This window comes from Methylocella sp. CPCC 101449, assembly GCF_031921685.1.
Classification (GTDB): domain Bacteria; phylum Pseudomonadota; class Alphaproteobacteria; order Rhizobiales; family Beijerinckiaceae; genus Terripilifer.
The window spans coordinates 1554831-1577337 of the sequence record NZ_JAPDHU010000001.1 but is presented as its reverse complement, the minus strand read 5'-3'; the positions used below and the strand labels follow the sequence as shown (position 1 = coordinate 1577337).

15 protein-coding genes are annotated in these 22507 nt (G+C 59.6%); all 15 read right to left on the bottom strand.

Annotation, left to right across the window (positions count from 1 at the left end; genetic code table 11):
• Positions 1–126 precede the first annotated feature (126 nt).
• The 15 genes from OIM99_RS07235 to OIM99_RS07165 all read right to left on the bottom strand — a co-directional run bounded on the left by OIM99_RS07235 (position 127) and on the right by OIM99_RS07165 (position 22438).
• Positions 127–3834: a glycosyltransferase gene (locus OIM99_RS07235; RefSeq protein ID WP_311849655.1), complete on the bottom strand. Its 3708-nt coding sequence runs from the start codon at positions 3832–3834 to the stop codon at positions 127–129.
• A gap of 11 nt (positions 3835–3845) precedes the next feature.
• Positions 3846–5057 (bottom strand): FkbM family methyltransferase, encoded by a 1212-nt coding sequence (locus OIM99_RS07230; RefSeq protein WP_311849654.1) that lies wholly within the window; start codon positions 5055–5057, stop codon positions 3846–3848.
• Between the two features lie 107 nt (positions 5058–5164).
• Entirely contained in the window at positions 5165–6256 is a 1092-nt protein-coding gene (locus OIM99_RS07225; RefSeq protein ID WP_311849653.1) for a hypothetical protein, read from the bottom strand.
• 269 nt (positions 6257–6525) lie between these two features.
• Positions 6526–7449 carry an FkbM family methyltransferase gene (locus tag OIM99_RS07220; RefSeq protein ID WP_311849652.1) on the bottom strand — a complete coding sequence of 308 codons (924 nt, stop codon included), beginning with the start codon at positions 7447–7449 and terminating at the stop codon, positions 6526–6528.
• A 162-nt stretch (positions 7450–7611) separates the two neighbouring features.
• Positions 7612–9021, bottom strand: a complete 1410-nt coding sequence (locus OIM99_RS07215) for an efflux transporter outer membrane subunit (RefSeq protein ID WP_311849651.1) — start codon at positions 9019–9021, stop codon at positions 7612–7614.
• 62 nt (positions 9022–9083) lie between these two features.
• Positions 9084–12362, bottom strand: a complete 3279-nt coding sequence (locus OIM99_RS07210; protein ID WP_311849650.1) for an efflux RND transporter permease subunit — start codon at positions 12360–12362, stop codon at positions 9084–9086.
• Positions 12359–15472 carry an MdtB/MuxB family multidrug efflux RND transporter permease subunit gene (locus tag OIM99_RS07205; RefSeq protein ID WP_311849649.1) on the bottom strand — a complete coding sequence of 1038 codons (3114 nt, stop codon included), beginning with the start codon at positions 15470–15472 and terminating at the stop codon, positions 12359–12361. The genes OIM99_RS07210 and OIM99_RS07205 overlap by 4 nt, the downstream gene beginning before the upstream one ends.
• Entirely contained in the window at positions 15469–16818 is a 1350-nt protein-coding gene (locus tag OIM99_RS07200; RefSeq protein ID WP_311849648.1) for an MdtA/MuxA family multidrug efflux RND transporter periplasmic adaptor subunit, read from the bottom strand. The genes OIM99_RS07205 and OIM99_RS07200 overlap by 4 nt, the downstream gene beginning before the upstream one ends.
• A gap of 437 nt (positions 16819–17255) precedes the next feature.
• Positions 17256–18422, bottom strand: coding sequence for an ABC transporter substrate-binding protein (locus tag OIM99_RS07195; protein ID WP_311849646.1), 1167 nt, complete (start codon positions 18420–18422; stop codon positions 17256–17258).
• Positions 18423–18647: 225 nt separating this feature from the next.
• Positions 18648–19628: a tripartite tricarboxylate transporter substrate binding protein gene (locus tag OIM99_RS07190; RefSeq protein WP_311849645.1), complete on the bottom strand. Its 981-nt coding sequence runs from the start codon at positions 19626–19628 to the stop codon at positions 18648–18650.
• 44 nt (positions 19629–19672) lie between these two features.
• Positions 19673–20563 carry a 3-keto-5-aminohexanoate cleavage protein gene (locus OIM99_RS07185; RefSeq protein ID WP_311849644.1) on the bottom strand — a complete coding sequence of 297 codons (891 nt, stop codon included), beginning with the start codon at positions 20561–20563 and terminating at the stop codon, positions 19673–19675.
• Positions 20564–20779: 216 nt separating this feature from the next.
• Positions 20780–21421 (bottom strand): MarC family protein, encoded by a 642-nt coding sequence (locus OIM99_RS07180; RefSeq protein WP_311849643.1) that lies wholly within the window; start codon positions 21419–21421, stop codon positions 20780–20782.
• A gap of 41 nt (positions 21422–21462) precedes the next feature.
• Entirely contained in the window at positions 21463–21783 is a 321-nt protein-coding gene (locus tag OIM99_RS07175) for a hypothetical protein (protein WP_311849642.1), read from the bottom strand.
• A 29-nt stretch (positions 21784–21812) separates the two neighbouring features.
• Positions 21813–22214 (bottom strand): DUF488 domain-containing protein, encoded by a 402-nt coding sequence (locus OIM99_RS07170; RefSeq protein ID WP_311849641.1) that lies wholly within the window; start codon positions 22212–22214, stop codon positions 21813–21815.
• Positions 22215–22243: 29 nt separating this feature from the next.
• Entirely contained in the window at positions 22244–22438 is a 195-nt protein-coding gene (locus OIM99_RS07165) for a hypothetical protein (protein ID WP_311849640.1), read from the bottom strand.
• Between the last annotated feature and the right edge of the window lie 69 nt (positions 22439–22507).

Here is a 22507-nt window from a genome sequence, read left to right as displayed (position 1 = left end):
CCAGCGGGCCACCATTTTTACTGGTGGAGGCGTATTAAGAAGGATTTCGTGCAACGACGCGACAGCTTTCGCGGTGTTCTGCGCATGACCCTCAGGAAGGGTTCATTTTCCACAATACCTGCGGCCTCAGTTGCTTGCTCCATGAACCAGCTCTTGGTCGGCCGCCTCGGTTCGACCGATAGGGCTGGCCAGTGCGAAAGAACGTTCGAGCCTCAGAGCTTCGATCAACCCCGTGAGCCGGGCCGCCAGCGCTTCATAAGAATGTTCCTGACGCCATCTGTCCGCTGCGTGCTCTTTCTCGTCGACCGCAGAACCACCCTTTCGCAACTGGGAAATGATGTCGCGCAATCCAGCCGCGAGAATCTCCGGCGCGCTATCGGCAACCTGCAAGACAGCGGGTTTAACATCGTCAAAGATCGGCAAATTGGTCGTGGCCACCGGTCGGCCGCTGGCAATACCGAAACGAACGGCACCGCTAGCCGATTCACCGGTGTTTTCATAAGGGAACACGATCAGGTCACAAGCGCGCAAATGAGCGAGCGCTTGGTCGTCCGGCAGAAAGTCGCCCGTAAAGCGCGCGCGCGCGCCAACACCGAGTTGAGCCATCTCAGCACGTAACCCTCGCGCCAGTTCATGGGACAAATCGACAGGATATTCGGCATTAACCAGGTGCAGATGGAGCGAGGAATCCTTGCGCGCCAGCAAGCCATAGGCCGCCACGAGAGCGTGGAGGCCCTTATGCGGCAGGCAGAAACCATAACTACCGATCGTGAAGGTCGAACCGGGTCTCCGCGCCCTGAACTCAGACGGAGGACCTTCGATGATGCCGTGAGGAAGCAGCGTCGTGTTCCCCACGACGCCGATCGCCTTCAGACGGTTGAGATCATGATATGAATGAACCAGAACACGATCGCATGCATTGAGCGTTTTCGTCAGAAGCGACAGTATTTTGGTTTCGTCGTCTGGATTGCCCCACGTCGAATGCATCACCATGAGAATGGTCCGGCCAGATTGCTTCTGAGCCAGGACGAATTTCTCAAGCTCCATGAAATCGAAGAAGCTATTGTTGAACTGGATGACCAGAGTATCGACACCAGAGTCGTCGACCGCCCGGGCGAGGCCATCGAGGCTGGCTCCCGACATATATTTCTGCCACGCACGAACGACATCCTCGTCATCAGGTGTGATGACGTCATCATTGATTGCGCCAAAGATAACCGGCTTTTGCGGCAACCATCGGATCAAATATTCCGAATAGGTCGCGATACCGCATTTGCAGTTCCATGTCGTGACCCAGCCAAGGCGACCTTGCAGCGGCTTGCGTGGCTTCGCCCATTTGTCGACAGCCACGGACAGACGATCGACGACGGCACTCCAAGTATGATCCTTGAGCAGCATGGCGCGACCCGCAGCCGCTTTCCTCGCTCTTTCCGTTGCCGAAGTTGCATGGGCTTCACGCATGCATGAGGCGAGATGATCCCGGTCAGGTTCGGCCCAAACGGACGATGACAGGTCAAAGTGGGTTTGAGCCTGCGCGAAGCTGTAGTCGACCAACCAAGCTGTCTGTTCGTTGCAAAAATCGGCCTGACCGCTCCAATTGGTCACGATGACGGGAAGCCCCGACAGCATCGCTTCCGCGATCGGCAATCCGTAGCCTTCCGCACGGCTTGGAGCGACAAGCACCTGACAATGCTGATAGAGAGCCTTGAGGTCGGAATCCGGCAAATCTTCGAAAATCAGAGCGACATCCGGGAATTCCGGATCTTGGGTACGGGCGGCAGCGAGCCGTGCCTCGATATCGTTGTGCGGATTTTTGAAGGTCTTGATGATGAGTGTGACATCATCAGAGCGTCTGAATGCCTGTCCATACGCGGCCAGCAGGACGTCGGCGCCTTTCCTCGGGAAACACGAGGACACATGGAGGAACCGAAAACTCTTTCCTGGCAAGTTCTGCAGTCTCGCCGCCGGCACACGCTCCCAGTGATCGACCCCGTTTCCGACGACGCTTAACGGCACAGCGACGCCGCTATCCTGCAGAAGCTTCGAGACATGCGACGAGACGCAGGCGATGCCATCCAGATGAAGATTGAACTGGTCCACCCATTGTGACGGAAAGCGGCTCTCCTCCCAGGCATAGGAATGCAGGATGTTATAAGTGCCGTCCGCATCGTCGACGCGTGGCGGATAGATATTTCGCGAGGCAACGACAAGCCTGTCCCGCGTATCGATTTCGGTCCGATCCTGCCAAAGCGCCAACATGTCAGGATGGTTTTGTACGAGAAAAGATTTATTGGGCGGATAGTCGCCGGGACCGTCGGACGAGTGAAGAAAAACCTCTTCTCCCTTGGCCTTTAACGCCCGGGCCGTTTCTCGGTTGACGAGGGAGAGGCTGTAGTTCGAGTCGAACGGCCCTTCGATACGCCAGACACGCTTCTCATCGCGAAACCTCAAGACCGGAAGCGCTTCGATCGCTTGCTGATTGAAGGCAACGACATTGGCGATTTGCCTCAGCTCATCAGGCGTTGGCTGCCCATGCGCTTTTGCCGAAGCTTTGAGTGCCTTGATCAGCGCCTGATAACGCGCCGCTCGATTGAGTTTCGGCTTATCTTGAAAACCCTGGGACGCCAGCGCATCTTCAAGGGCACGCCAAGTGGAGAGTGCGGCTCGGTCCCAGGTGAACAAGGCCCTGCGCTGAACGGCATTCTCCTTGAGGCGTTGACGGAACTGGTCATCGCGAACGACCTGGACCATTTTTGCCGCGATTTCTTCCGTCGACGTCGGATCGAACATCGCCTCCTCAAGGCCGATGATCTCGGGAATGCTGGTGACGTTCGAGCCTATGACGGCGGCATCAAGGTGCATAGCCTCAAGAATGGGAAGGCCAAATCCTTCATGCAGGGAAGGATACACCATCGCAACGCATCGGCGATAAAGCTGCGTCAGGTCCGTATCGCTGATCTGACCTGTCACGATAACGTCGAAACCGCCCAGGCCAGCCTCGCTGGCAAGCGATGAAATCATGGCGGTGACAGCGGGCTCATTGGACGTGACCAACACCAATTGATGCTGCCCGCCGATCTGCGAGGCGAACCGGCCGAACGCCGCGATCAGTCCTTCGAAATTTTTCCGTTGCTCGAACGAAGCCGCATAAACGAAGAACGGCTTCGTGATGCCCAACCTCGTCTCGAACTCATTACCGTCATCTTTTAGGTCAGTCGCGCGAACGGCGAATTCGTCGCCACCCGCCATGACACTGACGGCGCGAGTGGGGTCGATCTTGGCGTCTTCAATGATTTCAAGACGGGTGGAATCCGAGTTTGTCAGAAACAGATCGCAGTCGCAGAACGCTGCAAGCTTGTCGTAGTACCAGCCGCGAACTTCCGGCGCATCGAGATACTTTGCCGGGTTGCGCAGAGGGATCAAATCATGGGCGATCACCGCACGTAGCGACTCACCGCACAAACTTCCGCCCGAGGTGATGACATCTCCCTCGAAACCTTCAAACAAGCTTGAAAATAGAATGGCATCCGCTTGCAAGCCTGCAAAAAAATGCTCCCTCGTCAATTCTCTGGCTCTCCGCCAGTAAACCGAGGACCGGGGATAAGGACCGCCGTCAAGCGTTCGATATGTTACGATACGATGCGGGGATGTCAGATCACCAAAATCCGCACGGATGGCCTCCACGGTCTCAGGAGGATTCTCGCTGATCGCGAGCCAGACCTCGTGTTCTCCAGCGGTACGCAGCAGACCTGCAGCAAGACCACGAGCATATCGACCAATGCCTCGAAAGCGGCTCCCGCTTTGCAAGCCGGTTAGATCAATAACCAATCTCATTTAGGCTTCCACTACACGTGATCGTTGAGGTCGTTGAAAATCTGCCTGGCCGGCAGCGAAAGCGGCCTCGTGGATGACTCGGCATCCTGAGTTGGAGACACCGGCTTAACCGACCGCGCTTTGCTCGCCGAGGATTGAGACGGTCCTTTCATCGACTGCAGTCGTCTTACTGTATCACGCAGCATTTGCCTCGGCCCCGAGGCAATCCAGCGCAACGGCGCCGTTATGCGCCAGGAGAGCGAGGAATGTACGGCGTGAAGCGCATCCAAGGCATATTTGATTTCGACTTCTTTCTGATGCAGGATCGCTTTGATATCAGCCTCTTTTTGACGCAGAAGCGCGACATTCGCCGCATCTCGCTTGATCAATTGAGCCACACCGCCTTCAAGCTGATGCAAGACGTCCGGCAGCTCCGAATGGATGATCGCTCTTGAAGAGCCAAACATGTGCGAATGGACGGCGACATCAAGCGCCGCGGCCTTCGCCTTTGCCGCATCCACAACAGACAGCCTTTTCGCGAACTCAAAATTGAAATGGGAATGCTCATCCAGCTGGAAATAATCGAAAAAATTTGGCCCTGGCCCAAATGGCGCCTTGAGTTCGATATGCTCTTTGCTCACGTAAAATCGGTTCACGCCATCGAAGTAGACGAACTCGTAACCGAGATCGATCAGCTTAGGATCCCAATTCGCGTAACTTGGTTCTTGCGTGTTTGGTTTTGTGCTCTCGACCACCACAATCCAAGGCCTGACGAGCGACGGACGCCAGCTGTCAATGACATCGTCTTCCTGACCTTCGACATCGATCTTGAGCCAGTGAATCGGCCGATCAGCATATGCGTCGAGAACTTGCGACAGCGGCAGGCAAGGAACTTCGATCTGCACGCACTTATGATGATTGCGCTCATGTTCAGCGGCAATCGCGGGATCACCCGTGCTCAAGCCCGTCCCTGATATTTCCCAGAACGGTATCGTCCCTTCATGAGTTCCGATCGCCGCCTGAATCACCACGTCGCCTTGACGGTAGAGGCGGAGCTTTTCGGCATAGTGCGGCGTCGGCTCGACATGCACGCCACGCCAGCCTTGGTGGTGGAATGCGATACTCACGGAATCAAATACCGGATCCTGAGCACCGATATCGATAAAGAAGCCGCGCTCGACATGCTTGAGGGCACGCCAGAGGATAACGTCTTCAAAATTCTGGGCGTTTGAAAAGAAAGTCACAGGCGAGCAAGTACCGAATCCCACCCGATATTGCAACTGAGCGCGGGCCTTGCTCGTAGCTGCGCCCGACGCAGGATATTACTCCTAACACGTTGTTTAGTCCTGGCTTATTGCGCCAGGGACGGATCGCCGATGTCAGACCGGACGCCAATCTGGCGGGGCGCCGCGGCGCGCGTCAAGCGGACCCCGACGAGCAGAACTTCGCCCTCTATGGCGCCTTTGAGAAGTTGCAAGCGAAGCTCGATAGGTTTGTGACTTTCCGTGACTTCAAACGAGATATCGATCGCATAAGACCCATTCCTGGGCCAGCGCATGGAAACCGCCCCCAAAATCTCGCCATTGAACACATCCAGAAGCGCCAGCGTATCGGTTCCGCAATTGGCCAACTCAATCTGCATCTCTCCATGCCAGACGCCTGGCGGAAGGTGCATATAGGGACCATAGGAAAGAATACGCGCGGGACCGACCAGAAGCTTGGACCCGACAAGACGATGCCCTGGAATATCGCCGTCTAGAAAACAACGCCGCGGCCAGTGAAAAGTCGACGCGGATCGTTCGTCACCGATGAAGTTGTAATCCTGAGCCACGTGCTCGATGAGCGAGATATCCTCATCGGGAAGCCTTCCGACGAAGCTCTTGACCGAATGCCACTTCGGAAACTGAGCGAGAATAAAATCCAGAAAACTCGCCTGGCCGCCCTGCTCTCCGCCCAACGCGCCTTTCACAAGCTCCAACTGTTGTTGGTCAGCCGGCATGCCGAAAAAAAGCATGATCTCGCGAGATAAATCGAGAACAGATGTAGCGTATCGGTTAGAACCAACTAATAAAGATCTGCTGCAACGCGTCAGTTGGGCCGCTTGCACTGTAGTATTGGAAACATTTTGCAGCGCGTTCGTAAGATCGAGGCCGCAATCCAGTATAAGATATTTTATAATATCCTCGGCATCCTGATGACAGACAATAACAGGCAGTTTTGTTTCAACAAAAACGTCTGTCAGATCCGAGCAAGGAGCATTACTCAAGAGGATGAAAGTTTTATCCGGATTACTCCGAATGTCGTGCCAATGGTCACGCAGTTCAGCTCTGGATACAACATATAACTCCTGCGCATCTCCAAATATTGCCTTTGTAATAATGGAGACTAGGCGCTGAGTGGCCGCGAAGACCGCCGAATTCGTACCGAGAATGCTGAGAATCATGACAGAACTGGCACTTTCATTTCACGATACTTACATTTCACGATACTTGATGGCGAGCAGACTGATCGTAGAGCGACTGTTTTCGGCCGGCTGGCCGCAGTGTCCAACATCATAAAGCAGCATCAGAACTGAATATACTGGGCAAAATTACGTCTCCAGGGAAACGCGATTTCGCCCGATGTAAAGTGACCCCAGTTTCGCAACTCGCGGAGAACCGTCGGCGCCAGCATCGGAAAAGCGCCCGCTCTCCCCGCCCTCCATAGTGCCAATCACGCAAGATAAACCATCCAGTCAGAACCGACATTCTCGGACGACAATGTCTCCACGGTTGTCGGATAAGCATGGCCATCGTCATGCACATACCGGATTGATCCATAGATAGCGGCCAATTCAGCGAGCATCGCCGTCGGATTGTACCCACGACCAAAATTTATCTCGGCGACAATTTGCGGTTTCTGGGCGCGGATGAAATCCATCATCCCCTGCATGATGACGAACTCGGCGCCCTCCACATCGAGTTTAACAAAATCGATCGCGCCAATCTCCTTGGCAACATCCGAAAACGATTGCGTACGAACGGCGATCACATCGCCTTTGGTCAACAGTTCATCCGTTACATCGGATACGAAACGAGCATTCTTAGGTTCGGCACGAGGAACATAAAAAGTGCTATCGTCGCCGGAATGTTCAGCTAGAGCTATCTGTTTCACCGAGGATCTGCTGTCGAAGCCGTTGACCGACAATGATTGCCGCAACAGGCCCGCTGCGCGCGGGTTCGGCTCAAATGCGTAACAATAACCGCCGGCGCCGACCAAATCGGACATCAGCAAGGAATAATAGCCGAAATTCGCACCGATATCGGCCACGCGCATCCCTGGTTTTACCGTGCGGGTGATGAACTGGGTGAGACCCATTTCCCATATGCCCCGCATGAGGAGATGCGTGGCGAAGCCGACATCGCGTGTATCGACAAAGACCATATATTGCCCGAGGACACGGCATAGCGCCGTGTAATCGCCGAGATAACTCGAATAGCATCGGCCTGCTATTTTGTTTTCGATGTCGATACGATCTCCGTTGATCAAATCGGCTGGCGAAAGTCTGCTATAACCTGACTTCTCGGCCACCGCCGGAGGAAGCGCATCAGACGATACCCCACCCAGGAGCTGTTTTAATTTCGTTGTGATGGACATTCCTCTCTCCATTCGTCAGCCAGCATAAAGTCGCCTGCCGCATATCATTTAAATCCACTCATCGGGAGGGTTTTAAGCGAAATGCGGGCGATATCTAAGGCTTTGTTCAAAGCTGAAAGACAGAGCTGTTTACGGGTGCCGGCAAGCTTGTATTGGCCAAACCTACTGCCCCTTCAGCGACACCGGCGGTTCGCTCCAGCCACCGCCCAGGGCTTGAAAGAGGCTCGTCACAGCCAGCATTCGGCTCAAGCGCACCTGAGCCAAGGTGGTCTCGGCGGTGAACAGCGTCTGCTGCGTCTGCAACACTGACACAAGATCGGCGGTGCCGCCGCGCAACTGCGTTTCGGCCACTTCGAAAGCCTTACGTGAACTGGCGACGACTTGGCCCTGAAGCTGCAACTGCTGCGTCGTCTGCTGCAAGGTGACGAGCGCCACTTCCACATCCGAGAAAGCCGAGACCACCGCCTTGCGGAAGCTTTGCAGATATTGCAATTGCACGCCCTGTGCCTGTTTCAACTGGTTCTCGAGCTGGAAGCCGTTGAAGATCGGCTGCGCCAGTCCGGCTGCCATCGTGTAATACCAGGCACCCGGCACGAACAGCGACGACAGCGAATTGCTTTGGAAGCCGGTGGTGCCGGTCAGCGTGATCTGCGGGAAGAAAGCGGCGCGCGCCGATTCGACCGAGAAGTTCGAAGAGGCAAGTTGCGCCTCCGCCAGAGCGATATCCGGCCGCCGGGTGAGCAGTTCCGACGGTAGGCCGGGTGTGACGCGCGGGATGGCGATACGCGCCAGGCTCGTGCCCTTGATCTTGAAGCCCGTCGCCGGCCGCGCCAGCAACACCGCCAACGCCGCCAGATTCTGTTTCAACGTCACTTGCAGAGGTGGGATCGAAGCCTTCACCTGGCCGACCAGGGCTTCCTGTTGCGAGAGCTGCAATTGCGACGCCGTGCCGCCGGCCATCTGCTTGCGGATCAGATCGAGGATGCGGTTGGCGGCGGAGAGATTGTTCCGCGCCACCTGCAACTGGTCGAGGGCGGCCAAGGCCTGAAAATAAGCATTGGCCACCGAGACAGTGGTGGTCAGCGCCACCACGTCGCGATTGTAGCGGCTGCCGATGGCGGTCTCCGACGCGGAGTAGAAAGCGGCGCGGTTCTTGCCCCAGAAATCCAGCATATAGCTGGCGGAAAGACCGAGGCTGAAGGTGGACGTCAGCGTACCGCTGGAGCGCATGCGCTCGGCATTGCCGACACCACTGAGGCTCGGCAACAAAGGCGCGCCGGCGATGCCGGCCTGCGCTTCCGCCTGGGTGATCTGCGCCACGGCAACGGCGATATCGAGATTGTCGCTTTGCGCCTCGACGATGAAGTCTGTCAATTCGGACGAGCGAAAACCGCGCCACCAATCGGGCTTCGGCAGCGCGGCATCGGGCTTGCGCGGTGCCGTCTCATAGGCCGCGGGCACTTCCAGACTGGGATCGGGATGTTCGCTGTTCAGGATGCAACCGGAAAGGCCGATGGCTGTCATCGGCACGACGACGAGGCGGCCGAGCCATAAGCCTTTTGGAAAACGCATGGATGCTGCCATCAACGCAGAAACCCCACGCACGCTGACTCCAGAACCCATCCGTCACACCTTCAGTTCGGCGACCCGCTGCCACGCAACACCGGACGCGCCGGCCGCCGCCAGCTTTGTGCCCAGAGCCGGAAGCGATCGATGTAAATATAGATCACCGGGGTCGTATAGAGTGTCAGAACCTGGCTCAGGATCAAGCCGCCGACGATCGCCACCCCCAGCGGCCGACGCAATTCACTGCCCTCGCCAAAACCGATCGCCAGCGGCACCGCCCCCAGCAGCGCCGCCATGGTCGTCATCATGATCGGCCGGAAGCGCAACAGGCAGGCCTGGTAGATCGCATCATGCGCCGAAAGATTTTCGGTGCGCTCCGCATGCAAGGCGAAGTCGATCATCATGATCGCATTCTTCTTGACGATGCCGATCAACAGGATGACGCCGATCAAGGCCATGATCGAAAATTCAAGCCCAAAGACATCCAGCGCCATCAGCGCGCCGACACCAGCAGAAGGCAAAGTCGACAAGATCGTCAGCGGATGCACATAGCTTTCATAGAGAACGCCCAGCACGATATAGACGGCGATCAAGGCGGTGAGGATCAGCATCGGCTGGCTGGCGAGCGAATCCTGAAAAGCGCTGGCCGTGCCCTGGAAACTGCCGTGAATGGTCGGCGGCATGCGAATGCGCGCCTTGGCTTCGTCGATCGCCGCCACCGCGTCACTGAGAGCAATGCCCGGCGCCAGATTGAAGGAAATGGTGCTGGCGACGAAAAGGCCTTGATGATTGACCGACAATGGCGTGCTGCCCGGCGCGAATTGCGCCACGGCCGCCAGCGGCACCACGGTCTCGGCGGACGTGCTGACAGCAGATCCGGTGGAACTGACGGTCTTGCCGACGGCGCCGATGGAATTGTTCGCCTGGTTGATCGCCGCTTTCGCATTGGCGGATGCGGCCGCCGTCGATTGCCCGGGCGCCACATAGGTGCCCGCCACCGCATTGGTCGCCTGCGAGCCGGCGACCGAACCGCCCGACGTAGAAATGTAAACCTGCTTCAAGGTTTCGGGGTTCTGCCAATATTGCGGCGCCACCTCCATCACCACGTGATATTGATTGCGCGCCACATAGATGGTCGACACCTGGCGCTGGCCGAAGGCATCATAGAGCGTGTTGTCGATCTGACTGACGGTGATGCCCAGGCGCGCGGCCGTGTCGCGATCGATCACGATATTGGCCTCAAGACCCTTGTTCTGCTGATCGCTGTTGACGTCGCGCAGGCCAGGATCCTGCTGCAAGGCCGCCGTCAATTTGGGCGCCCATTCGGCTATTTCCGCCGCGTCGTCGCCCTGCAGCGTATATTGATATTGCGCATTCGACTGGCGCCCGCCCATGCGGATGTCTTGCGCCGCCTGCAGAAACAACGTGGCGCCGGGCACCACCGCGAGCCGGCCGCGCAAGCGCGCGATCACCTGATCGGCCGTGACGCCGCGTTCCGCCAGAGGCTTCAACGACACGAACATGAAACCGGAATTGGTCTGGCCGCCGCCCGTGAAGCCCACCGCCGTATTCACCGCCGGATCGCTTTTGACGATATCGGCGAATTGCGTCAGCTTCTGCGACATCGCCTGGAAGGAGATCGCCTGGTCGGCCTGGATGGCGCCCATGATCTGCCCGGTATCTTGCTGCGGAAAGAACCCCTTCGGAATCGACACGTAGAGATAGCCGTTGAGACCGAGCGTTCCCAACAATAGCAGCATGATGAAGCGCGGATGATCGAGCGCCCAGGACAAGGTACGGCGATAGAGATCGAGCATCGCCTCAAAAGCCCGTTCGCTGGCCCGGTAGACGCGCCCGTGCTCGCCGCTCTCCTCGCGCAGCAGCACCGAACACATCATCGCCGTGGTGGTCAGCGAAATCACCAGCGACACCAGAATGGCCGCCGACAAGGTAATGGCGAATTCGCGAAAGAGGCGGCCGACGAGCCCGCTCATCAGCAGGATCGGAATGAAGACGGCGATGAGCGAGAAACTCATCGACACGACCGTGAAACCGACCTCCTGCGACCCCTTGATCGCCGCCTCGATCCGCGAAAGCCCGAGCGAGCGATGCCGCGAGATATTTTCGAGAACCACCACCGCATCGTCGACGACGAAGCCCGTCGCCACCGTCAGCGCCATCAGCGACAGATTATCGATGCTGAATCCCAGCAGATACATGATGCCGAGCGTGCCGATCAGCGACGCCGGCACGGCGACGATCGGCACCAGAGTGGCGCGCCAATCGCGCAGAAAGGCGAAAACGACCAAGATCACCAGGATGATCGAAATCATCAGAGTGCGTTCGACCTCCTTCAGCGAGGCGCGAATGGTGGTCGAGCGATCGAGCGCTACCGAAAGCTCAATGGCCGGCGAAACCGAGGCTTGCAATGTGGGAATGAGGGCGCGGACGCGATCGACCGTATCGATGATATTCGCATTGGGCGAGCGAAACAGCACGAGCAGCACTGCCGGCTTGCCATTGGCGAGGCCGGCATTGCGCAGGTTCTCGACGGAATCGTTCACCGCCGCCACATCGCGCAAATGCACCGGCGCATTGTTGCGATAGGCGATCACCAGATCGCGATAGTCGGCAGCGACGATGCCCTGATCGTTGGCATAGATCTGATAGCGTAAGGGGCCCTCTTCGATCGCGCCTTTCGGCGCATGCGCATTGGCGGCGCCGAGCGCCGCACGTACGTCTTCCAGGCCGATGCGATAATGATAGAGCAATTGCGGATTGAGCTCGACGCGCACCGCCGGCAGCGAACTACCGTTGACGTCCACTTCGCCGATGCCCCCGACCTGCGACAGCTTTTGCGCCAGCACCGTACTGGCCGCATCGTAGATCTGGCCGCGCGTCAGCGTGTCGGACGTCAGCGCCAGGATGAGGATCGGCGCGTCGGCCGGATTGACCTTGCGATAGGTCGGGTTGGAACGCAGACTCGTCGGCAGATCGGCACGGGCCGCATTGATCGCCGCCTGCACGTCGCGCGCCGCCCCGTCGATATCCCGGTTCAGCCCGAATTGCAGGGTGACGCGCGTGCTGCCGACACTGCTCGACGAGGTCATTTCATTGACATCGGCGATCTGGCCGAGACGACGCTCCAGCGGGCTCGCCACCGTATTGGCCATCACCTGCGGGCTGGCGCCGGGCATGGTGGCGCGCACGGAAATCACCGGATAATCGACCTGCGGCAGCGGCGCCACCGGCAGCAACGGAAAAGCGACGACGCCGGTGGCGATCAGACCCACCGTCAGCAACGTCGTCGCCACCGGGCGGCGGATGAAGGGGATCGACAGGTTCATGGCGTCAGATCCGCCCCCTGTCCCTCCGGCAGTTCCGGATGTCCGCGCAGCCGCGTCGCCAGCCCGTCGAACCACAGATAGATGACCGGCGTGGTGAACAAGGTCAGCACCTGGCTCACCAGAAGGCCACCGACGATGCTCACGCCCAGCGGATGACGCAGTTCAGAGCCGACGCCGGTGCCCAGCATCAACGGCAGCGCGCCGAGGATCGCCGCGGTCGTCGTCATCAGGATCGGCCGGAAGCGCAGCAGACAGGCCTGATAGATCGCCTCGCGTGGCGAGCGCCCCTCATGGCGCTGCGCCTCCAGGGCGAAGTCGATCATCATGATGGCGTTTTTCTTGACGATGCCGATCAAGAGAATGATGCCGATCAGTGCGATGATCGTCAGGTCCTCGCCGGCCAGCATCAACGCAAGCAAGGCGCCGATACCCGCCGACGGCAGGGTCGAGAGAATGGTGATCGGGTGGATGAAGCTCTCATAGAGCACGCCGAGCACGATATAGACGGTGACCACGGCCGCCAGAATGAGGAACAGCTCGTTGCCCAGCGCCGCCTGGAAGGCCGCGGCCGTGCCCTGGAAGGTGACGATGATGCTGGCCGGCATGCCGATCTCGGCCTGTGCCTGCTTGATGGCATCGACCGCTTCGCCCAGCGAGGCCTTCGGCGCTAGGTTGAACGAAATGGTGGTCGAGGGGAATTGCCCCATATGGGTGACTTGCAGCGGCGCGGTCTCGATGCGCGGCTTGGCGACGACCGAGAGCGGGATCGGATCGCCGCCCGTCGATGTCGGCAGATAGATCGACGACAGCGAACGCAATGACTGCTGCATGTCGGGCGAGGCTTCGAGAATGACGCGCTGCTGGCTCGACGCGGTGAAAATCGTCGAGACGATGCGCTGGCCGAACGCGTCATAGAGCGCATTGTCGACGGTGGCCGGCGTCACGCCGAAACGCGCCGCCTGGCTGCGATCGATATCGATGAAGACGGACAGGCCGCGATCGGAGAGATCGCTGGTGACATCGGCAAGCTGCGGCAGGGTGCCGAGCTTGTCGACCAGTTTCGGCGCCCATTCCGACAGTTCCGCCGCATTGGCATCCTGCAAGACGAATTGATACTGGGTGCGGCTGACCGTGCCGCTGATGGTCAGATCCTGCACGGGCTGCATGTAGAGCGTCATGCCCGGCACCACCTGGGCGCTCTCCTTCAGCCGGTCGATCACCGTGGTGATGTCGGACTGGCGCTCTTCGCGCGGCTTCAGGTTGATCAGCATCCGCCCGACATTGAGCGTCGTATTGGTGCCATCGACGCCGATGAAGGACGACAGGCTGTCGATGTCCTTGTCCTTGAGAAGGACCGCCGCCAGCTTCTGCTGTCGCTCGGCCATGGCGGCATAGGAGGTCGCCTGCGGCGCCTCGGTGATGGCCTGGATGACGCCGGTGTCCTGAACGGGGAAGAAGCCCTTGGGGATTTCGATATAGAGAATGGTCGTCAGTGCCAGGGTCCCCAGCGCCACCAGCAGCGTGGCGGCCTGCCGGTCGAGCACCCAGGTGAGCATGTGGCCATAGCCCCGGATCACCCAATCGAAAAATTCGCGGCTGGCGCGCTGAAAGCGGTTCTCCCGCACCTCCGCCTGCGCTTGCAGCAGCTTGGCGCAGGCCATCGGCACGAGGGTGAGCGACACCACCGCCGAAATCAGGATGGTGGTCGACAAAGTGATGGCGAATTCGCGAAACAGCCGCCCGACCACGTCACTCATGAACAGAAGCGGGATCAGCACGGCGATCAGCGAGACGGTCAAGGAAATGATGGTGAAGCCGATCTGCTCGGAGCCCTTGAGCGCGGCTTCGAGAGGCGTATCGCCTTCCTCGATATAGCGCGAGATATTCTCGATCACCACGATGGCATCGTCGACGACGAAACCGGTGGCGACGGTCAGCGCCATCAAGGACAGATTGTCGAGGCTGTAGCCGAACAGATACATGACGCCCAATGTGCCGACCAGCGAAAGCGGCACCGAGAGACTGGGAATGAGCGTGGCGCGGGCGCTGCGCAGGAAGACGAAGATCACCAGGACGACCAGGATCACCGCCAGGGTGAGTTCATATTCGACATCGCGCACGGAAGCGCGGATCGTCGTCGTCCGGTCGGTCATCACCGTCACCTCGATGGCGCTCGGCAACGAGGCCTCGAGCTGCGGCAGCAGCCCCTTGATGCGGTCGACCACGTCGATGACGTTGGCGCCGGGCTGGCGCTGGATGTTGACGATAATGGCTGGCGTCTCGTTCATCCAGGCGGCGAGCTTGTTGTTCTCGGTGCCGTCGACCACGACGGCCACGTCGCTCAGCCGCACCGCCGCGCCATTCTTATAGGCGACGATCAAAGGCCGATATTGATCGGCGCTCTGCAATTGATCGTTGGCATTGACCGTATAGCCGCGCGTCGGCCCGTCGAAATTGCCTTTCGGCTGATTGACATTGGCATTGCCGAGCGTCGTGCGTAGATCGTCGATATTGAGGCCATAGGCGGCCAGCTTGCGCGGATCGGCCTGCACGCGCACCGCCGGGCGCTGCCCGCCGCTGAGGCTGACGAGGCCGACGCCGGGCAATTGCGAAATCTTCTGCGCCAGCCGCGTATCGGCCATCTGCTGCACGTCGCGCAAGGCCAACGTCTTGGAGGTGAGCCCGAGGGTGAGCACCGGCGCATCGGCCGGATTGACCTTGGCATAGATCGGCGGCGCCGGCAGATCGGCCGGCAGTAGATTGCCGGCGGCGTTGATGGCGGCCTGCACCTGCTGTTCGGCGATATCGAGCGAAATGGCGAGACTGAATTGCAAAGTGATGACCGAGGCGCCAGCCGAGCTGATCGAACTCATCTGCTCCAGATTGGGGATCTGGCCGAGCTGTACTTCCAGCGGTGCGGTCACCGACGAGGTCATCACGTCCGGGCTGGCACCCGGATAAAACGTCTGCACCTGGATGGTCGGATAATCGACCTGCGGCAGGGCCGAGATCGGCAGGAAGCGAAACGCCAGCATGCCCGACAGCAAAATCGCAATCATCAGAAGGGTGGTTGCGACCGGCCGCAGGATGAACGGGCGTGACGGGTTCATGGTGACTGACCGCCCTGGTTCTGGCCACCTTGGTTGCGACGGCCGCCGCCAGGACCACCCGCAGGACCACCTGGTCCATTACGTTGGCCGTTGCTTTGGCCCGACGGTGCGGCATTGGGCGTGGCCGGCTGCGTCGGCGCCGCCGCTGCGGGCGCATCACGATGCACGTTGATATGAGCGCCATCGCGCAGCCGGTCGATGCCGTCGACGACGACGGTTTCGCCGGCCTTCAGCCCATCGCGAATTTCGACCCGCTCGCCGTTGGTCGTACCCAACGTGACCTTACGCACCGAGACCGTGCTGTCGGCATTCACCACGTAGACGAATGTGCCGGGCGAGCCGCGCTGGATCGCCGGCGTCGGCGCGATCACCACATTGTCGCGCCGCTCGACGAGCAGTTCCACATTGACGAACTGATTGGGATAGAGGCTGTGGCTGGCATTGTCGAACATGCCGCGCAGCTTGATCGTGCCCGTGGTCGTATCGATCGAACTGTCGAACGTGCTCAGCTTGCCATCGGCCAGTTTGCTGTTGCCGGTGCGATCGAAGGCCGTCACCGGCAGGGTCGCACCACTGGCGAGACGCTGGCGGATCGCCGGCAATTGATCTTCCGGCACGGTGAACAGCACGCTGATCGGCTGCAATTGCGTGATCACCACGATGCCATTGGTGTCGGTCGGCGTGACGTAATTGCCCTGGTCGATGAGGCGCAGACCGGCACGGCCATCGACCGGCGAAACGATGCGGGTGAAGACCAGATTGACCTCGGCCGCCTTGACGCTCGCCTGATCGGCTTCGACGGTGCCTTGATATTGCGCCACCAGAGCCACCTGCGTGTCCAAGGTCTGACGCTGCACCGCATTCTGCGCCGCCAATTGCTGATAGCGTTTCAGATCGACCTGGGCGCCTTGCAGCATGGCCTGATCGCGCGTGAGCTGGCCCTTCGCCTGCGCCAGGGCCGCCTCATAGGGGCGCGGATCGATCTGTGCCAGCAGGTCGCCTTTCTTGACCTCCTGCCCCTCGGTGAAAGCCACCTGCACGAGCTGACCGCTGATTTGCGTGCGCACGGTGATGGTCGCCAGCGACGTCACCGTGCCCAGCGCATCGAGCGCGACATCGATACTGCCGGTGCTGATCGCCGCGACGCCGACGGAAGCGGGCGGCGCGCCACGCCGCACCTGGGCGGGACCGGGCTGCCCCGCCGGCTGCTGGCGATGCGTCCACCAATAGGCACCGACCGCGAGCAGAGCGAGAACGATCAGCCAGACGATGCCCGAGCCACGCGACCGGCGCTGCGTCGGATTGACGATGTCCTTTTCCTTCGGAGGATCGACACGTTGCTCCAAAGCCGCCTTCTCCAACCTGCTTCAGCTTCGATATGTCGAAATTCGCGAGAGCCGTCGAATTAACAGTTTGCAAGAATCACGGGACCGAGAATCGCAGACCGAACGCCTCACTATTCCCCAACCGGGACCGCGCCGCCAACGAAGCCCTCGTTTCGCCGCGCGCCGCCCCCGCGCCGAAGGCTCTAAGCCGATGAAATATCTAAAATATACCGATTGTGGCGGATAGACAAATACGGCTTTGGTCGCGCCATCCAGCCGGGCCTGAGCGATCACGACAATGTGCGCCGCCCTCACGCCGCGCAATCATCGACATAAAACTTAATCTGTTTCGTCGGCTTCCACCTCGAAACAACGACGGAAATCTGTCGCGAAACGACAGCGCGCGGGAACCCTGACGGATTCCCGCGCGCTTTCGCAAAACTCTAAAGTCTATGAATTCACGGCTTACATTGCGCGGCGAAGGGATCGACGTAATTCGTCAGGATCGTGCCCGTCGTCTTCAATGTCGGCGCGCCGCTCGCGTCCTTCTCAACTTTCATCGCATACCAATTCTGGATCGGATGCTGGTTGGCGCCGAACTTGAAGGGGCCACGCACCGATTCAAAATCTGCTCGCAGCATCGCGGTGCGGAAGGCTTCGGTATCGTCGATTTTGCCGCCTGTCTTGCGCAGCGCCGCGCCAATGGCGAGCGCCGTGTCATAGCCCTGCGCCGCATACATCGTCGGCACGCGGCCATAGGCCTTTTCGAAAGCGGCGACGAAAGTCTTGTTGGCCGCATTATCGAGATCGGCGTTCCAATGACCGGAGACGTTGAGGCCGAGCGCCGCTTCGCCGACCGCTTTGAGAATGGCGTGATCCATCGAGGGTTCGGCGATCACCATCGGAATCGTGCCGAGCAGACCAGCCTGCTGATATTGACGCAGGAAAGCGATGCCGAGACCGCCGGGATGGAACTGGAACACCACATCGGGCTTGGCGGCGCGGATCTGCGCCATTTCGGCGGCGAAATCGGTCTGATCGAGGCGCGTATAGATTTCGCCGATCACCTGGCCTTCGAAGAAACGCTTGAAGCCGGTGATCGCATCGCGGCCGGCGGCATAGTTCGGCGCCAGGACGAAAGCTCTTTTGTAGCCGAGCTGCGTCGCATTGCGGCCGGCGCTGCCCTGCATCGTATCGGTGAGCCAGGACATGACGAAATAATTGCGATGACATTCGCGGCCGGCGAATTCCGACGGGCCGGCATTCGGACTGATGACGATGCCACCGGCATCGACCACGTCGGGCACTACGGCGGAAGCGACATTGGAGAAGACCAGGCCGCTGATCAGCTTGATCTTGTCGACGCTCATCATCCGTTCGGCGATCTGTTTGCCCTGCCCGGGCTTGAGGCCGTCATCCTCGACGACCATGTCGATCGGCGCGCCACCGAGCTTGCCGTCGGCCATATCGAGCGCCAGCTTGAAACCGTCGCGCACGTCCTGCCCGAGATAGCCGGCAGGTCCCGACAGCGTCGTGATCATGCCGATCTTGACCGGCTGTTGCGCCACCGCCGCCGTCGCCAGCCACGAGACGGCCAGTCCGAGAAGCAATCCACCGCGTTTCATCTTGGGCTCCTGTTTTTATTGAAATATTGGGCCTCGATGAGCGCTGACAGATAGCTTCAATACGTATGCATGCAGACGTGAAACGACCGCTGCACTCGCCAGGGGCGGCCGGATCATGAGGCCCGAACCGCTCCCTTGAGAATTCAGCATATTTGTATGAATTCAGATGTTTTGGCGATCAATCGTGGGGGCAGCCCAACGCTGGCCCCGACGATCTTGCCCCGCCTACATGGTGATATTGGCAGCCTTGATCACGGGCGCCCATTTGGTGAGCTCGCTGCCGATGAACGTCTTCAAATCATCCGGCGAGCCGCCGACGCCTTGCAGAGCGTTCAGATTGAGCAGGCTCTTGCCGCGTTCGCTTTTCAGGAAGGCATTGACGCCCTTGTTCATCTTGTCGACGATCTCGGGCGGCGTGCCCGTCGGCGCGACGATCGCATACCAGGCGGTTGCCTCAAAGCCCTTGAAGCCGGCTTCCTGCACCGTCGGCACATTGGGCAATTGCGGCGCACGCTGGCTCGTCGTCACCGCCAAAGCGCGAATCTTGTTGTCGTCGGCCAGCGGCACATAGGTCGGCATGAAATCCATGACCACGTCGACCTGCCCCGAGAGCAGGTCCGCCATCAACGGCGCCGTGCCACGATAGGGCACATTGGTCATTTCCACACCGGCGAATTGCTGAATGAGAACCGAGCTGATGTGGCCGAGCGTGCCGATGCCGGGATGGCCGACATTGACCTTGCCGGGGTTCTTCTTGGCATAGGCGATCAGCTCGCCCAGCGTCTTCGCCGGAAAGTCGAGCTTCGCTGAAATGGCGAGCGGCGATTTGGCGACGAGAATGACCGGCGTGAAATCGCGCTCGGAATCATAGGACAGGCCCTTGTACATGAGCTTGTTGAGCGCGATCGGCGCCGGCGTACCGAACAGGAAGGTGTAGCCATCGGCCGCCGACTTGGCGACAGCCGCGCCACCGACATTGCCACCGGCACCGCCGCGATTGTCGACGATGAACTGTTTGCCGAAATCCTCGCTCAAGGATTGCGCGACGGAGCGGGCCAGCGTGTCGACGGCGGAACCGGCCGGGAACGGCACCATCAAAGTGACCGGACGATCAGGCCAGGCCTGCGATGCGTGAGCGGCACCAGAGGCCAGACACGGCGCCAGCGCGAGCGCCAGGCCGAACAAACCCAAAGACAATGAACGCATGCTTTTCCCCTCCCAGTTCAGGCCTGCGTGGCTTGATGGATTCCCTAACTCATGCAGCGCTCCCGCAGCCCGAGCATGTCGCGGGCCTGCCGTGCCGTGGCGATCTCTCCGCCCAAGGCTTCGACGATGCCGCGCGCCTTCTCGACCATGAGCGCGTTGGATTGCGCGAGAACGCCCCTCTCCAGATAGATCGCATCCTCCAGACCGACGCGGACATGGCCGCCGGCGAGATAGGATTGCGCCACCATGGGAAAGGCCGAACGGCCGGTGCCGAAAGCGGTCCACAGCGTGCCCGGCGGCAAAAGCCCGCGCGCGTAAAGCACGGTCTCGGGCGAGGGCTGAAAGCCGTATTTCACGCCCATGACGATCGAACACAGAACCAGACCATCGAGCGTGCCATCACTGACGAGATCACGGCACAAGGCGATGTCGCCGGAATCAAACAGTTCGATCTCCGGCTTCACTCCGGCCTGGCGGATCACCGCCGCCATGCGGCGAATGTTACCCGGCGTGTTGATGACGACTTCCTTGCCGGAGTTCATCGTGTTGAGGTCGAGGGTGCAGATATCGGGCTTGAGCAGCGCGATATGTGCCACGCGGTCTTCCGGCCGCATCAGCGTTGTGCCGGGGCCGGCGATTTTCGGATCGTCTTTATCGGGCGCGAACCGGCCGCCCGGCCCTGTCGTCAGATTGAGGATGACCTCCGTATTCTTGGCGCGGATGCGCGCGACGACATCGCGATAATAATCGATCTCCATGGACGGGCGGCCGCTGCGGGGATCGCGCACGTGAATATGCACGGCGGCGGCGCCCGCTTCCGCCGCGCCCAAGCAAGCCTCGGCGATATCCTGCGGCGTGATCGGCAGATGCGGTGTCATCTCGGGCGTGGTTTGATTGCCCGTCACGGCGCATGTGATGAGGACGCGCGATGGCATCGGCGGTTCCAGCCCCCTCGAATAATCTGTTCGCTTGGCCGTCGGCGACGGCAGCACCGCTCAGGCCTACGATGCAGGGGAACCGCTGTCCGCGAAACGTCGGACCGTTTCGCATCACGGAACAGCGCGGATTGCGAGCCATGCCACCAGCGCGGCGCGGCGATCGCAATACATATCTATCATTTTGTAATTATTGGAGAATTTTTAAAATCATCGTCAAGCAAGACCGGGCAGCATGGCCTTGGCCCCATCGAAGACCATTTCGACGGCGATGGCGGCGAGGATCATGCCCATCAGGCGGGTCATGACGACGCGGATTTTCGACGACAGCAATTTGCCGATCGTCGCGGCGAAAAAGAGAACGACGAACAGAGCCAGGAGTACGGCCAGCAGCACCACGCCGAACGATAGGTAATGTTCGATCTGATGAGCTTGCGATGCATAGACGATCAGGGTGGCGATGGTGCCTGGCCCGACGATCATCGGGAACGTCATCGGATAGAAAGCGATACTGTTGTCCGGGCTGGCGCTGTCTTCCGCCCGCTTCTCCTGTTCGCCCCGCTCATGCGAGGTGATGGGCTGGCCGTTGAGCATGGAGAGCGCGATGCCCAGAAGCACCAATCCACCGGCGACACGGAAGGAATCGATGGTGATACCGAAGAAGCCGAGGATATAGCGGCCCGCCAGCGAGATGATGACGCACATGACCGCCGTGTAGAGCAGGATCGCACGCGCCATGCTGCGCTGCTCGGCCACGGATTTGTCGGCGGTCATCGCCAAGAAGATCGGCAGATTGATGAACGGGTTCATGATGGCGAACAAGGCGCCCAGAAATTTGGTGGCAAAAGCAAAATCCATTGCTTCGTTTCTCGTCAAAAATGGCTGTATGGCTGTATGGCTTACGACTGCTGGGCATCTATCTTGGTGACGGCGACCAGAAGCGAAAGAACCTGTCGCGCCAGCCGCTCCGCCTCTTCATCATTGAGCGAGGAAATGGTGGCCTGAAGAAAATCGACGCCCGGCTGATCCCTCACACGCGTGGCCGCATCGATGAGCATAGCATAAGCTTTTTTGATATCGGGAAATGCATCGAGATCGGCTTCCTCCGGAGCCGGCATGGAGCGAAAGGCAGCCAGCAGGCGCGTTTCGAGATCGGCCGCGCCAACGAGAATCTCCGCAGCGGCCAGAAGTTGCTCGGCTTGATAAGACAGTTTCGGCATGACGACCGCCTTGTCTCTCTATCGACGTATCAATCTTTCTGTTTCGCCACCCCATCGGCTTTTCCGCGAAGAAGAAAATTCCTCAGCGCCACCGCGTTATTGTGCAGCTCGTCATGCGCGCCATAAACGAGGGTCACCGTCTGTTTCTTGGCAAGGGCGCGAATGCGATCGAGTTCTGATGAATGCTGCTGAAGCTCGGCTTCGTAACGACGCTGAAAGTCCGGCCATCGTTCCGGATCATGCCCGAACCATTGGCGCAGCGCCGTGCTGGGCGCGATATCCTTGAGCCAATCGCTCACCTCGGCCTTGTCGCGGCTCAGTCCACGCGGCCAAAGCCGATCGACGAGAAGACGCGTTCCGTCATCCGCGGCCGCCGGCTCATAGGCACGTTTCACGCGCAGATGAGAGGCGGGAAAGGCCGGCTTCGTCACGCTAGACCTCCTCATCGGTAAGAGTGACATCAGTCCATGTTGCGAAAAGCATGGCCGTTGGTTTTGATGCTGTCCAGCACGGAAGCCGGCAGCAGATCCCGTGCGCACGTTCCGTCAAAAACCCAATCGTCCTTGTCGGCAAGATCGGGAAGGCCTTCGCCCTTGCGGACGTAAAGGCCGACCGACGGCTTTTTCACATTGAGATAGAGATCGTACTCGTCCATGGCCGATCCTCCCGCATGTCACAGCGTCAACGGTTGCGACAGCCCAACGACCTCATTCCATGTGTCACA

What these genes read in the sequence shown, in the direction of transcription:
- OIM99_RS07235 (WP_311849655.1), bottom strand. Translation starts at nt 3,834, where the DNA reads ATGAGATTGGTTATTGATCTAACCGGCTTGCAAAGCGGGAGCCGCTTT.
- OIM99_RS07225 (WP_311849653.1), bottom strand. Translation starts at nt 6,256, where the DNA reads ATGATTCTCAGCATTCTCGGTACGAATTCGGCGGTCTTCGCGGCCACT.
- OIM99_RS07220 (WP_311849652.1), bottom strand. Translation starts at nt 7,449, where the DNA reads ATGTCCATCACAACGAAATTAAAACAGCTCCTGGGTGGGGTATCGTCT.
- OIM99_RS07215 (WP_311849651.1), bottom strand. Translation starts at nt 9,021, where the DNA reads ATGCGTTTTCCAAAAGGCTTATGGCTCGGCCGCCTCGTCGTCGTGCCG.
- OIM99_RS07210 (WP_311849650.1), bottom strand. Translation starts at nt 12,362, where the DNA reads ATGAACCTGTCGATCCCCTTCATCCGCCGCCCGGTGGCGACGACGTTG.
- OIM99_RS07205 (WP_311849649.1), bottom strand. Translation starts at nt 15,472, where the DNA reads ATGAACCCGTCACGCCCGTTCATCCTGCGGCCGGTCGCAACCACCCTT.
- OIM99_RS07195 (WP_311849646.1), bottom strand. Translation starts at nt 18,422, where the DNA reads ATGAAACGCGGTGGATTGCTTCTCGGACTGGCCGTCTCGTGGCTGGCG.
- OIM99_RS07190 (WP_311849645.1), bottom strand. Translation starts at nt 19,628, where the DNA reads ATGCGTTCATTGTCTTTGGGTTTGTTCGGCCTGGCGCTCGCGCTGGCG.
- OIM99_RS07185 (WP_311849644.1), bottom strand. Translation starts at nt 20,563, where the DNA reads ATGCCATCGCGCGTCCTCATCACATGCGCCGTGACGGGCAATCAAACC.
- OIM99_RS07180 (WP_311849643.1), bottom strand. Translation starts at nt 21,421, where the DNA reads ATGGATTTTGCTTTTGCCACCAAATTTCTGGGCGCCTTGTTCGCCATC.
- OIM99_RS07175 (WP_311849642.1), bottom strand. Translation starts at nt 21,783, where the DNA reads ATGCCGAAACTGTCTTATCAAGCCGAGCAACTTCTGGCCGCTGCGGAG.
- OIM99_RS07165 (WP_311849640.1), bottom strand. Translation starts at nt 22,438, where the DNA reads ATGGACGAGTACGATCTCTATCTCAATGTGAAAAAGCCGTCGGTCGGC.